This window comes from Mesorhizobium sp. WSM3224, assembly GCF_000427725.1.
In the GTDB taxonomy this organism is placed as follows: domain Bacteria; phylum Pseudomonadota; class Alphaproteobacteria; order Rhizobiales; family Rhizobiaceae; genus Mesorhizobium.
This window is the reverse complement of the sequence record NZ_ATYO01000006.1, coordinates 188,114-201,228: the sequence shown is the minus strand read 5'-3', so window position 1 is coordinate 201,228 and position 13,115 is coordinate 188,114. Positions and strand designations below refer to the sequence as shown.

The following is a 13,115-nucleotide window of genomic DNA, read 5'->3' as shown; positions in this document are numbered from 1 at the left end:
CGGCATCTGGTCGTTGAAAGTCGAGAAAGTCAATCGGTCCCACGAGCTTCGAAGTATTCGAATATCGATATGCTTAATGGGCTCGGCATAGTTGATTGCTGCTTGGTCTATTCCATCGAGGGTTCACCGCATCTGCAGCGCTTCTCTGCTGCCGCTGTATTCGGCGAGCGCAATGCCACCGAGCACCAGCGCGAGCGCGAGCGCCTGGTAGGGCTCAAACTGCTCGCCGACGATCAGCACCGAAAGCAACGTGCCGAAGATCGGCACAAGGTTGATGAACAGGCCGGCGCGGTTGGCGCCGATCAGCTCGTTGCCCCTGATGTAGAAGATTTGCGACACGACGGAGGCGCCTAGCGCCGTGTAGAGCGCAATCGCCCATCCGCTTGCGTCGGGCATGATGACGCGGCCGGCCATGACTTCCCAGATGAAGAAGGGCACGGAGGTCAGAAGCGCCGAGATCGACAAGGCCAGCATGAGGCTTTGCCAGCGAATGGCGGGTTTCAGGCGCAGCCCGACCGAATAAAGGCTGTAGCAAAGCACCGCGACGAGCATGATGGCGTCGCCGAAATTTAGGTTGAGTTTCAGCAGCTGATGGAGGTCGCCGTGGCTCGCAGTCAGCGCGACGCCGACGATGGTGAGCGCGACACCGACGATCTGCAAGGCCTGAACGCGCAGCCGGAAGAACGCGAAATTGGCAAGGATGATGACGATGGGGATGGCGGCCTGCTCGATCGAGACGTTGATGGCCGTCGTGTAGTTGAGCGCCGTGTAGAAAATGACGTTGAAGAATGTGAAGCCGCAGGCGCCGAGAGCCGCGACCAGCCGCCAGTGCCTGCGCAGCTGCGGCCAGTCCTCGCGCAGCGGCCTCCAGCCGACGGGCAGCAGGATCAGCACCGCCATCACCCAGCGCAGGAACACCAGCGTCATCGGCGAGACATGGCCGACGGCAAGCTTGCCCGCCACCGAATTGCCACCCCACAGCAGCATGGTCGACAGAAGCAGAAGATAGGCGGCTCGATGCATCGGCAAAATCCGGCGCGGCGCAATGCGTTCAACGATCGAAGCCGGGGTAGTGCGGCAGCGGCGGCAAGTAAATGATGCGAAAGCCGGTTTTTGTTGTGCCTGGACAGGATGATGCTCGTTGCGGATTGTTCGGATTTCAGCGGCAAAGAAAGGGTCGCGCGCGCCGGCGCTTGACGCTATAGAGGCCTGTCGTTTCAGGCCGCCCACGCGGCATTTCAAGGGAAAAGAACATGGCCAATGTGGTGGTCGTCGGCTCGCAATGGGGCGACGAAGGCAAAGGCAAGATCGTCGACTGGCTGTCGGAACGGGCCGATGTGGTCGTGCGCTTCCAGGGCGGCCACAATGCCGGCCATACGCTGGTCGTCGACGGCAAGGTCTACAAGCTGTCGCTGCTGCCCTCCGGCGTGGTGCGGGAAGGCAAGCTTTCGATCATCGGCAATGGCGTGGTGTTCGATCCGCATGCCTTCGTCGCCGAAGTCAAGAAGCTCAAGGAACAGGGCGTTAAGGTCACGCCGGAACGCCTGAAAATAGCCGAAAACACCGCCCTTATCCTGTCGCTGCACCGGGAACTGGACGGGTACCGCGAAGACGCCGCCTCGAATTCCGGAACCAAGATTGGCACGACACGCCGCGGCATCGGCCCCGCCTATGAGGACAAGGTGGGCCGGCGCGCGGTGCGGGTGATGGATTTGGCGGATCTGGAAACGCTCCCCTTGAAGGTCGACCGGCTGCTGACGCACCACAATGCGCTGCGCCGCGGGCTTGGCCATGCGGAAGCGACGCATGAGGCGATCATGCAGGAACTGACCTCGGTGGCCGCCGAAATCCTGCCTTACATGGACCGTGTCTGGAAAGTGCTCGACGACAAGCGCCGCGCCGGCGAGCGCATCCTGTTCGAGGGCGCGCAGGGCACGCTGCTCGACATCGACCACGGCACCTATCCCTTCGTCACCTCGTCCAACACCGTGGCCGGGCAGGCGGCCGCCGGTTCGGGCGTGGGCCCCGGCGTCATCGGCTATGTGCTCGGCATCACCAAGGCCTATACGACGCGCGTCGGCGAGGGGCCGTTCCCGACCGAACAGAAGAACGAGATCGGCGAGTTCCTCGGCACGCGCGGCCATGAATTCGGCGTCGTCACGGGCCGCAAGCGCCGCTGCGGCTGGTTCGATGCCGTGCTGGTGCGCCAGGCCGTCGCCGTCAACGGCATCAAGGGCATCGCCCTCACCAAGCTCGACGTGCTCGACGGGCTGGACGAGATCAAGGTCTGCACGGGCTACAGGCTCGACGGCGAAACGATCGATTACCTGCCGGCCAGCCAGGGCGCGCAAGCGCGGGTCGAGCCCATCTACGAGACGCTCGAAGGCTGGAAGGGAACCACGGCCGGCGCCAGAAGCTGGAACGATTTGCCGGCGCAAGCCGTCAAATATGTCCGCCATATCGAGGAGCTGATCGGCGCCCCGGTGGCGCTGCTCTCCACCAGCCCCGAACGGGACGACACAATACTTGTGACCGACCCGTTTCAAGACTAGTTTCACAGCCCTTCCCGGCGCTACGGCTGATTTGCGCCCGGCGGGAAAAGAATGCAGGTTACCTGACGCATGGCAGATTTCGTTAGTGTTCTGAAAAAGCAGCTTGATAAGAAGGGCGAACCTTCGTTCGAGCTGCGCAAGCAGATATACGACGGTGCCCGCGTGGTGCTGGCGAAGAAGCTCGCCGACTATTCCCCGCCGCTTGCGCCCGATGTCGTCAGCAAGCAGAAGCGCTCGCTGGAAGACGCCATTTCCAGCGTCGAGCGCGAATATGTCAAACGCGTTCCGGCCGAGGATCCGCTGGCGGAGCTGGAGCATATTTTCTCCTCCATCGATCGCAACAAGAACCAGCCGAACCATGCCCGCCAGCCGGCGGCGCCAGAGCCTGCCAAGCCGGATCCGTTCAAATCCGAACCGTTCAGGCCGGCCCCGGCGCCCGCCAGGACTGAACCGAGCTGGCAAAGCGCGCCGAAGACAGGACCCGCGCCGCAAAACCCTACGAAGGCTGAGCCGGCCTGGCAAAGCACGGCAAGGACCGAGCCAAATTGGCAGGCTGCGCCAAAGGCGGAGCCTGCCTGGCAGAAGGCGGCGCCACCGCCGATTCCGTCGCCGCGCGAAGACGATGTCGGCCTCGCGGATGATGCCGATGCCGACGACGGCAGCGACGTCTTCGCCAATGACGAGCAGCCGGCGGCCGATACCTTCCAGCGCCTGCGGCATCAGCCGCAGCGGCGCAAGCGAAGCTATGGCGGCCTTATCGCCGCCGTCATCGCGCTGCTGGTGCTGGCCGGCGGCGGTTATGGCATATGGCTCAACAAGAACGCGTTCGGCTCGCTCTTCGGCCTTGGCGGCAGCGGCAGCAAGACGGTCTCGACGGAGCCGCTGGTCAAGCCGGTTCCGGCCAAGCCGGCGACCGAGACGGCGGCGGCGCCGCCCTCCGCCGGCACCAGCGAGCCTGCCGATACGGCCAAGTTCACGCAGCGCCTGACCCAAGAGGGCAAGGAGATCGATCCCGGCCCGGCCGCCGGGCAGGCCACTATCGGCGAAGGCGAATCCGTCGCGGCGCTGACCTCGCGGCCGCCGGCTGCGCCGGCAACGGCGCCCGCGACGACCGGCACTCCGCCTGCTCCCGCCACGCAAACGCCTGAGACGCCTGCCGCGGCAGCAACGCCGCCGGCGCCGGCGGCCGACGCGGCCAATCCGCCTTCGCCGGCGGCCGGAACCACACCGCCAGCGGCTGATGCGGCAACGCCGCCCGCGGCTGGCGCCACGCCGCCCGCGCCGGCGGCAACGCCGCCGGCCGCAGGCACGACACCGCCCGCGCCGGCGACGGCTGAGGCTACCGTGCCGGTCGGGCAGAAGGCGATCTTCTATGAGGAGCGCACCAGCACCCAGCAGGGCACTGCCGAACCCGGCAACATCGTCTGGTCGCTGGTGCAGGAATCGCCTGGCGGCGACCTGCCGCCGGAGCCGGCGATCCGCGCCGAGGCGACGATCCCCGGCAAGAATGTCCAGCTGCGCATGACGATCCGGCGCAACACCGACCAGACCCTGCCGGCCAGCCACATCATCGAGATGATCTTCCTGACGCCGGAAGGGTTCGACGGCGGCGGTGTCGACAACATCCTGCGCATCGCCATGAAGGGCTCCGAGCAGGACGCCGGCAGTCCGCTGATCGGCATCCCGGCCAAGATCGCCGACGGCTTCTTCCTCGTTGCGCTCAACGACACCAAGGCCGACGAGGACACCAACCTGACGCTGCTCAGGGGCCAGGACTGGATCGACGTGCCGGTGGTCTACAAGACCGGACGCCGCGCGCTGCTCACCATGGAAAAGGGTATTCCGGGCGAGAAGGTGTTCGATGAGGCGCTGAAGGCGTGGGCTACGAAGACGTCGGGCTGAGGTAAGGGCGTCTCAAAAGCCTTGAAAGAGCATGTCGAGCGCCGCGACGATGTCGTCGTGGTGCCTGGAAAGATTTCCTTCCGCCGCTTGCAGTTCAGAAGCCGTCAAAGCTGATATGAATTGAGTGACCATCACATGGTCCTCTCCATCGATCCTGAAGACCGGGTTCAGCCTGCGAGCAGGCAACGGTGCCATGTTGGGCGGCAAAAGCGGAACGACCACTTTGGTATCCAGGTGTTCCAGCAGGTCGGACTGGACATCGAGAAGATAACCGTCGCTTCTTGCGATCCGGTAGAAATCGTAACGGGCCATCAAAACAGCCGGTATTTGGCCAAAGGCAGACCGTTGCGCTTAACGTATTCGTTGGAGCTTTCGAGCGCCGCCTTGTTCTCTTCCTGCCAGCGCCGCGTCTTTTCGGCGGAAATCGCTTTCGCGATCCCTTGCTCGGCGGCACGGGACATGTTGATGCCCAGCGCTTTGGCCTCCTCGATCAATCTGGAATCAATCGAAGTGTTGACCGATTTGCGTTGCGATTTTCCATTTGATTGAAGCATGACCGCGTCCTTTATGCGCATACAATAGGCGCATAAACGCATGCAGGCAAGGGTTCTAACCCTCCATCTCCTCCCGCAACATCTCCAGCTCCAGCCACTCTTCCTCGAGCGCGCCGAGCGTCGTTCGCTCCTTGTCGAGCGCGGCTATGGTCTTCTGGAACGAGGCCGGGTCGCGCTCGTAGAAAGAGGGGTCGGCGATGTTGTTCTCCAGCCGCGAGATCGAGGCCGTCACCGCCTCGATCTTCTTCGGCAAGGTGTCCAGCGCGAATTTCTGCTTGAACGAGAGCTTCTTCGCCGGACCCTTCGCCGCGGCTTGTTCGGCTTTCGGCGCAGCCTCGCCCGTCTCAACCTTCGGCCGCGCCTTGCGGTCCTCCAGCCTGGTGCCGCCGCGTTGCGCCAGCATGTCGGAATAGCCACCGGCATATTCGATCCAGCGTCCGGCGCCGTCCGGCGCGATCACGCTGGTGACGGTGCGATCGAGGAAGTCGCGGTCGTGGCTGACCAGGATCACCGTCCCGGCAAAGCCCGCGACCAGTTCCTGCAGCAGCTCCAGCGTCTCCATGTCGAGATCGTTGGTCGGCTCGTCGAGCACCAGGAGGTTGGCGGGCCTTGCCAGCACGCGGGCCAGCAGCAGCCGCGCCCGCTCGCCGCCGGAAAGCTCGCGCACCGGCGTGCGCGCCTGCTCCGGCTTGAACAGGAAGTCCTTCATGTAGGAGACAACATGTCGCTGTTCGCCATTGACGACGAGGTTCTCGCCGCGTCCGTCGGTGAGGTAGTGCGCCAGCGTCTCGGTCGGATCAACCGCTTCGCGCTTCTGGTCGAGCGTGGCGATTTCCAGATTGGTGCCGAGCCGGATCGAGCCGGCATCGGGCTTCATCTCGCCGGTCAGCATTTTCAACAGCGTTGTCTTGCCGGCGCCGTTCGGTCCGACCAGGCCGACGCGGTCGCCACGCTGGATGCGGGTCGAGAAGCCCTTGACCACGGTGAGGTCGCCAAAGCTCTTCTCGATGTTTTTCGCCTCGATCACCAGCTTGCCGGATTCGGCGGCATCGCTCGCCACCATGGTCGCCGTGCCTTCGGCGCCGCGATGGCCGCGGAAGCGCTGACGCATGGATTGCAACTCGCCGAGGCGGCGCATGTTGCGCTTGCGCCTTGCGGTCACGCCATAGCGCAGCCAGTGCTCCTCGCGCACGATCTGGCGGCCGAGCTTGTGTTGCTCGCGCTCTTCCTCTTCCAGCACCTGGTCGCGCCATTCCTCGAAATGCGCGAAGCCCTTGTCGAGCCGCCGCGTCTGGCCGCGGTCCAGCCAGACGGTGCCCCGCGTGACGCGTTCGAGAAAGCGGCGGTCGTGCGAGATCAGGATCACCGCCGACGAGGTGCGAGCAAGCTCTTCTTCCAACCATTCGATCACAGAAAGGTCGAGATGGTTGGTCGGTTCGTCGAGCAGAACGATGTCGGGCTCCGGCGCCATGACCCTGGCAAGCGCCGCGCGGCGCGCCTCGCCGCCGGAAAGGTCGTTCGGCCGCTCCTCGCCGGTGAGGCCGAGATGCTCCATCAGATAGGTGGCGCGATGCGGATCGTCGGCCGGGCCGAGGCCGGCTTCGACATAGGCGCGGACGGTCGCGAAGCCATCCATGTCCGGCATCTGCGGCAGATAGCGCACCGTGGCTGATGGCTGGCGGAACACCTCGCCGTCCTGTGGCTCGATCATGCCTGCGGCGATCTTGAGAAGCGTCGACTTGCCCGAGCCGTTGCGGCCGACCAGCGCGATCTTCTCGCCGGCGGACGCGCTGAGCGCCGCGCCATCGAGCAGCGGGGTGCCGCCGAAGGTCAGTTTAATGCCGTCGAGATTGAGGAGTGGCGGCGCCATGTCAACTTTCTGGAAGAGGATAGGGGTGGGCCAGAAGCAGCGCCCGGCCGCGCTCCAGCGCGACGCCAAGCTGCCCTTCGACCTCGTTTGATATAGTGAGCGAGGAGCCGAACGCCACCTCGACGCGGTCGAGCGGCCATTTGGCGCCGGTAACCGTCAGGCCGGACAGGTCGGAGAAGCCGAGCACCGAAAACAGAGTACCGCCGTCATAGTCGAAGCTGGCCTTGCCAGGCAGGACGGGAACGCCCTCTTGTGCGCCGCTGGTCAGCAGCACCGGCGTGCCGGCGGCAGCCAAGCGCAGGGCTAGCGTCAGATGCAGGAAGGCATGGTCGGCGCGCCTGCCGCCGAAGGCGCCGGCCAGCACCAGGCTGGTGGCGCCGCGCTGAAGCGCTTCCGCGACAGCGAGCTCGCCATCGGTCATGTCCTTCTCGGCCGGAAAGACTTTTCGCGGCACGGCGGCCAGATCCTTTGGCAGGTTCGCCGGCACCGAGTCGAAATCGCCGACCCAGAGCTCCGGTACCAGGCCAAGCATGCGGGCATGGCCGATGCCGGCATCGGCGGCGATGACGCGCGAAGCTTCGATCTGGCGTTCGAGCCGGGGCGTGCGGATGAGGTCGCCGCCAAGCAGGATGGTGAATGTGCCCATGGCCGTCGCCCTTACCAGCCCGCCGGGCGAAACGGAAGCCAGGCAGCGCCGCACGTTGCGTCCAAGGTCCCGCCCGAACATTAGCTGCCCGACAAACTTCCGCTTGCGCGCCGCTTCGACGCAGCCTATCTGTCGAGACGCTCTAACGGGGTGCCGGACATGATCCGGCTGAGAGGCAACCAAGCCAACCCGCTGAACCTGATCCGGTTTGTACCGGCGGAGGGATTAGACGTTTCGGACCATCCGGCGCCTCAATTCCTTGTCACTCGAACGAAGGAGGCGCCGATGCGCGCGATGCTGTCCCATCTCATTCTCGCAACCGGTCTTGTTTCGCTTCTGGCAGGCGTTGCGCCTGCCGCTGCAAAGGACAAGCTCACCGTCTATACCTATGAAAGCTTCACCGCCGACTGGGGTCCCGGACCGGCCATCAAGAAAGAGTTCGAGGCCGAATGCGGCTGCGATCTCGAATTCGTCTCGGTCGCCGACGGCGTCGCCTTGCTCAACCGCGTCAAGCTTGAGGGCGCCGGCACCAAGGCCGATGTCGTGCTCGGCCTCGACACCAATCTGACCGCCGATGCCAAGGCGAGCGGTCTGTTTGCGCCGCACGGCGACGTGTCCGGCATCAATGTGCCCGGCGGCTGGAGCGACGACACTTTCGTGCCCTTCGACTACGGCTATTTCGCGGTCGTCTATGACACGCAGAAGCTGAAGACGCCGCCGAAGAGCCTGAAGGACCTGGTCGAGGGCGCCGGCACGGACAAGATCGTCATCCAGGATCCGCGCACCTCGACGCCCGGCCTCGGCCTGCTCCTGTGGGTGAAGTCGGTCTATGGCGACAAGGCGCCGGAAGCCTGGGCCAAGCTCAAGCCGAAAGTGCTGACGGTGACGCCAGGCTGGAGCGAGGCCTATGGGCTGTTCACCAAGGGCGAGGCGCCGATGGTGCTGTCCTACACCACCTCGCCGGCCTACCACATGGTGGCCGAGAACACCGAGCGCTATCAGGCTGCGTCCTTCGAAGAGGGCGAGTACCTGCAGATCGAGGTCGCAGGCATCACCACGACCGGCGCGAAGAACCCGCTGGCGCAAAAGTTCATCGCCTTCATGACTGGGCCGAAATTCCAGGACGTTATTCCGGAAACCAACTGGATGTTCCCGGCCGGCAAGACCGACAAGCCGCTCAACCCGGCCTTCGACAAGCTGGTGAAGCCCACCAAGACCTTGCTGTTCAGCCCGCAAGAGGTCGCGGCCAACCGCAAGGCCTGGGTGGATGAGTGGCTGGCGGTGATGAGCAAGTAGGTTCCAGGATGGCGCTTGAACACCCCCCTCTGGCCTGCCGGCCATCTCCCCCGCAAGGGGGGAGATCAAGCGCTCGACCGCTTTCGCCAATCTCCAACGCTGCAAGAGTGGGGCGGCGATCGAAGCTGCTAATCTCCCCCCTTGCGGGGGAGATGGCCGGCAGGCCAGAGGGGGGTGGGCGGGAACTCGACGCGGATAATGTTTCTGCTCTATCCGAGCCATCCGCTCTGTTTGGATAGGGCGAAATGCCAGCGCCCCATCCCAGCGATTCCCGCATCACCGCCGGCGTCATCGCCCTTGCGGCCGTCGCCGTGCTGATCGGCGGCGCTTTCGCTGGCCTCGCCGTCGAAGGCACGCATGATCTCTCCGGCGCTGCCGCCGCCTTCGACAGCTATCTCTTGCGCGTCGCCCGCTTCACGCTGTGGCAGGCGCTGCTGTCGACGCTGCTGTCGGTCGCGCCCGCGCTGCTGGTGGCGCGCGCTTTGTCGAGGCATCCGGCTTTTGCCGGCCGTCGCCTTATCCTGCAGCTTTTCACCGTGCCGCTGGCATTGCCGGCCATCGTCGCCGCGCTCGGCATCCTGGCGCTCTATGGACGGGCCGGGTACTTTGCCGGCGTCTTCGCCGAGCTTGGCGGCTCAGAGTGGCCGGGGATCTACGGCCTCTCCGGCATCCTTGTCGCCCATGTCTTCTTCAACCTGCCCTTGGCCACGCGTCTCTTCCTCGAGGCGCTGGGCACCATTCCCGTCGACCAGTGGCGGCTGGCGAGCCAGCTTGGCATGGGTGCCCGGCCAGCCTTCCGGCTGATCGAATGGCCGGTGCTGCGCGCGGCCATGCCGGGGGTTGCCGGGCTGGTCTTCATGCTCTGCATCACGTCCTTCACCATCGTGCTGACGCTGGGCGGCGGGCCGGCCGCGACGACGCTGGAGGTCGCCATCTACCAGGCGCTGCGCTTCGATTTCGATCCCGCGCGCGCCGTGGTGCTGACGCTGCTGCAGATCGCCCTGACCTTCGTCGTGGTCATCGTGCTCACGCGGCTTGGCGCCAACACGATCGGTGACGCCAATCTGCCGGTGGCGCCGCGCCGCTATCTTTCGGCGGGCCGGTTGGAAAGCGTGCTGAACGCGGGCCTCATCGCGCTTGCGCTGCTGTTCGTCGCCGGACCGATGGCGGCGACCGTGCTTTCAGGCCTGGGGGCCGATCTCGGCCGGTTGGCGGGTGAAGAGGCAGTGCGCCGCGCCACCGTCACCAGCGCGGGCCTCGCCTTCCTCGCGGCGCTGCTCGGCGTAGCGCTGTCGCTGGCGCTGATTGCGGCGCGGCGCGCATTGGCCCTGCGGCGCCGGACAGGCGGCGCCATGCGCCTGCTCGAACATGCCACCGACACCGGCGCCGGCTTCGTGCTCGTCGTGCCGCCGATCGTGCTTGGCGCCGGCTGGTTCCTGGCCCTGCGCAACGTCACCGATGTCTTTGCCATCGCGCCGATCATGGTCGTCGCCGTCAACGCGGTGATGGCGATGCCCTTCGCCATCCGCGCCATTCGCCCTGCCTATGACGCGGCCAGCGAACGCCATGAGCGGCTTTGCCTGGCGCTCGGCATATCCGGCTGGACCCGGCTGCGCCTGATCGACTGGCCGTCGCTCAGGCGCCCTTTAGCTACCGGCTTTGCCTTCGCCATGGCGCTGTCGCTCGGCGACCTCGGCGTGATCGCGCTGTTCGGCAGCGATTCCGTGCAGACCTTGCCCTACCTGCTGCTCGCGCGCATGGGCAGCTACCGGACAGCCGACGCGGCTGGGCTTGCCTTGCTGCTCGGCCTCGTCTGCCTGATGCTGGTGGTTGCTGCCGACTGGCTTGGGCAGGAAGGAAGGTCATGACGACCATCAACGGCACTGCCGGGCAAAAGGGCCTCGCTGTTGCGCTGGATGGCGTCTCGTTCGGCTATGGCGAGGCCTCCTTCCGCTTCGACGCCGAATTCGCGGCCGGCAGGATCACCGCCATCATGGGGCCGAGCGGCTCCGGCAAATCGACGCTGCTCAATCTGATAGCCGGCTTCGAAGCGCCCTACACAGGCAAGGTGCTGATCGGCGGCATCGATCTCGGCAACGCGCCGCCTTCGGCGCGGCCGGTGTCGATGGTGTTCCAGGAAAACAACCTTTTTGCGCATCTTGCGGTCGAGGCCAATGTCGGGCTCGGCCGCTCGCCGTCGCTCAGGCTCGGCGATGCCGATCGCGCCGCGGTCGCCGAGGCGCTGGCGCGGGTCGGCCTTGCGGGCAAGGAAAAGCGGCTGCCGCGCGAGCTTTCCGGCGGCGAGCGGCAGCGCGTGGCGCTGGCGAGAGTGCTGCTGCGCGACCGGCCGGTTTTGCTGCTCGACGAAGCTTTCGCGTCGCTCGGCCCGGCGCTGCGCGACGACATGCTCGACCTTGTGGCAGGCATCCATGCCGAGCGCAAAATGACGGTCCTGTTCGTTACGCATCAGCCCGAAGATGCGCACCGCATCGGCCAGGACGTCGCATTCCTCGACGAAGGCGCAATCGCGGCAATCGGGCCGGCGGATGATTTCTTCGATCGATCTGGACCGGATGGGTTCAGGCGCTATATCGGCGATCGAGGCGGCACCGTTGCCGGATCACAACATATTGCCCGGAAGCGGACATAATTTACGGCCAAACCGGCAATGGGCGATCCGGCGTTTGCTTGCCTTGTCCGGGGGAGTATGGCTAGGTCCAGCCATGCTGGTCCGGCGGGACAGTGATTTGCCGAAAGATTTCGAAAGGAAGCCGATCTGTCGACCGGCGCTCAGAAAGTGTGGATGAGGCCGCTTGCACGATTCTTCGCGCTGGCGAGCGTTGCCTTGCTGGCCAGCTGCCAGATGTTCACGCCGCCGGACGTGCAGGAGAGCGGCTTCCAGCCTTCCGACAAGCCGATCACCGTCGACAATGTCGCCGCCAACGCCAAGCTCGCCGAAATGGCGAAGGCGCAGCATCCGCGCATCCTGGCCACCTATGGCGGCGAGTATTCCGACCCCAGGCTCGAACGCATGGTGGCCAAGGTCGTCGGCAATCTGACGGTGGTTTCGGCCAATCCGACCCAGACCTATCGCATCACCATCCTCAATTCGCCCAACGTCAACGCCTTCGCTCTGCCGGGCGGCTATCTTTATGTGACACGCGGCCTGCTGGCGCTGGCTAATGATTCCTCCGAACTCGCCGCAGTCATCGCGCATGAGATGGGCCACGTCACGGCGAATCATGGGCTGCAGCGCCAGCAGCTCGAGGCCGAGGAAGGCCTCGCGACCAAGGTGGTGTCAGACGTGCTCGGCGACAGCCCGACCGCCAAGGCGGCGCTGATCCGCGGCAAGCTGAGGCTCGCGCAATTCTCGCGCAACCAGGAACTGCAGGCCGACGCCATCGGCATCAAGTCGATCGGCGAGGCAGGTTACGATCCCTATGCCGCCGGCCGCTTCCTGCAGTCGATGTCGGCCTATACCGATTTCCGCTCGGTCAGCGGCGCCACCGACGCCAGCCTCGACTTCCTGGCAACGCACCCCAATACGCCCCAGCGCATCGACCTGGCGCAGCGCCTTGCGCGCAATTTCGGCCCGCCCGGCGTCGGCACGCGCGACCGCGACGCATTTCTGGCCGGCATCGACGGCCTGCTTTACGGCGACACGCCGGAAGAAGGCTATGTGCGCGGCCAGACCTTCATGCATCCCAATCTGGGCGTCTCCTTCACGGTGCCGGAGGGGTTCGTTATCGACAATTCGGCGGCTGCGGTCACCGCGACCGGGCCTGGCGACATCGCCATCCGCTTCGACGGCGTGGCGATCGACAAGTCGGTGTCGCTCACGGACTATATCCGCAGCGGCTGGGTGGCCGGGCTGGAAGATGCCAGCGTGCGCCAGGACATGGTCAATGGCAACGAGGCGGCGACGGCGCATGCCAGCGCGCAAGGCTGGCAGTTCGACATCGCGGTGATCCGCGCCGGCGGGCAGGTTTACAGGCTGCTGACTGCCGCGCCCTCGGCCAGCACCGCGCTGGACCCGGTCGCGCGCTCGGTCAGCGGTTCCTTCCGCGTGCTGAGCCCGGCCGAGAAGGCGGCGCTGAAGCCGCTGCATATCCGCGTCGTCACCGTTCAGGCCGGCCAGACCATGGGCTCGCTCGCCGCGCAGATGGTCGGCGTCGACCGCAAGCTCGATCTCTTCCGGGTGCTCAACGCGATGTCGCCGGGCGCGACGGTGTCGACCGGCGACAAGGTCAAGATCGTCACCGACAGGTAGGCTGTCAGGCCGCCTGCGGCCGCAA

Annotated in this window: 11 protein-coding genes and 1 riboswitch; of the genes, 6 read left to right on the top strand and 5 right to left on the bottom strand. The window is 65.5% G+C overall.

What is annotated here, in order from left to right; all coding sequences use genetic code 11:
* Nucleotides 1–123: 123 nt before the first annotated feature.
* Nucleotides 124–1,023: a DMT family transporter gene (locus YU3_RS0113240; protein ID WP_027166704.1), complete on the bottom strand. Its 900-nt coding sequence runs from the start codon at nucleotides 1,021–1,023 to the stop codon at nucleotides 124–126.
* Nucleotides 1,024–1,253: 230 nt separating this feature from the next.
* On the opposite strand from YU3_RS0113240, the gene YU3_RS0113235 reads away from it, so the two are divergent.
* Nucleotides 1,254–2,552, top strand: coding sequence for an adenylosuccinate synthase (locus tag YU3_RS0113235; RefSeq protein ID WP_027166703.1), 1,299 nt, complete (start codon nucleotides 1,254–1,256; stop codon nucleotides 2,550–2,552).
* Nucleotides 2,553–2,621: 69 nt separating this feature from the next.
* Complete coding sequence (locus YU3_RS0113230) at nucleotides 2,622–4,454, top strand: hypothetical protein (protein ID WP_027166702.1); 1,833 nt, start codon at nucleotides 2,622–2,624, stop codon at nucleotides 4,452–4,454.
* Between the two features lie 12 nt (nucleotides 4,455–4,466).
* On the opposite strand, the gene YU3_RS0113225 is transcribed toward YU3_RS0113230, so the two are convergent.
* The 4 genes from YU3_RS0113225 to YU3_RS0113210 are packed head-to-tail and all read right to left on the bottom strand — an operon-like array spanning nucleotide 4,467 to nucleotide 7,524.
* Nucleotides 4,467–4,766 (bottom strand): CcdB family protein, encoded by a 300-nt coding sequence (locus YU3_RS0113225; protein WP_027166701.1) that lies wholly within the window; start codon nucleotides 4,764–4,766, stop codon nucleotides 4,467–4,469.
* Nucleotides 4,766–5,008: a type II toxin-antitoxin system CcdA family antitoxin gene (locus tag YU3_RS0113220; RefSeq protein WP_027166700.1), complete on the bottom strand. Its 243-nt coding sequence runs from the start codon at nucleotides 5,006–5,008 to the stop codon at nucleotides 4,766–4,768. The genes YU3_RS0113225 and YU3_RS0113220 overlap by 1 nt, the downstream gene beginning before the upstream one ends.
* A 55-nt stretch (nucleotides 5,009–5,063) precedes the next feature.
* The gene (locus tag YU3_RS0113215; RefSeq protein ID WP_027166699.1) at nucleotides 5,064–6,878 is read right to left on the bottom strand and encodes an ABC-F family ATP-binding cassette domain-containing protein; all 1,815 of its coding nucleotides are present in this window, start codon (nucleotides 6,876–6,878) and stop codon (nucleotides 5,064–5,066) included.
* Nucleotide 6,879: 1 nt separating this feature from the next.
* Nucleotides 6,880–7,524: a thiamine diphosphokinase gene (locus YU3_RS0113210; protein ID WP_027166698.1), complete on the bottom strand. Its 645-nt coding sequence runs from the start codon at nucleotides 7,522–7,524 to the stop codon at nucleotides 6,880–6,882.
* A gap of 136 nt (nucleotides 7,525–7,660) precedes the next feature.
* A riboswitch (TPP riboswitch) is annotated at nucleotides 7,661–7,766 on the top strand.
* A 43-nt stretch (nucleotides 7,767–7,809) separates the two neighbouring features.
* Here YU3_RS0113210 and thiB point away from each other — a divergent pair.
* The 4 genes from thiB (at nucleotide 7,810) to YU3_RS0113190 (ending at nucleotide 13,090) form a co-directional block, all read left to right on the top strand.
* Nucleotides 7,810–8,820 carry a thiamine ABC transporter substrate binding subunit gene (gene thiB / locus YU3_RS0113205; RefSeq protein ID WP_027166697.1) on the top strand — a complete coding sequence of 337 codons (1,011 nt, stop codon included), beginning with the start codon at nucleotides 7,810–7,812 and terminating at the stop codon, nucleotides 8,818–8,820.
* Between the two features lie 245 nt (nucleotides 8,821–9,065).
* The gene (thiP, locus tag YU3_RS0113200; RefSeq protein ID WP_027166696.1) at nucleotides 9,066–10,688 is read left to right on the top strand and encodes a thiamine/thiamine pyrophosphate ABC transporter permease; all 1,623 of its coding nucleotides are present in this window, start codon (nucleotides 9,066–9,068) and stop codon (nucleotides 10,686–10,688) included.
* On the top strand, nucleotides 10,685–11,470 hold the full coding sequence (locus YU3_RS0113195; protein WP_027166695.1) for an ATP-binding cassette domain-containing protein: 786 nt from the start codon (nucleotides 10,685–10,687) through the stop codon (nucleotides 11,468–11,470). Before thiP ends, YU3_RS0113195 begins: the two co-directional genes overlap by 4 nt.
* A 153-nt stretch (nucleotides 11,471–11,623) precedes the next feature.
* Entirely contained in the window at nucleotides 11,624–13,090 is a 1,467-nt protein-coding gene (locus YU3_RS0113190; protein ID WP_027166694.1) for a M48 family metalloprotease, read from the top strand.
* Nucleotides 13,091–13,115 lie beyond the last annotated feature (25 nt).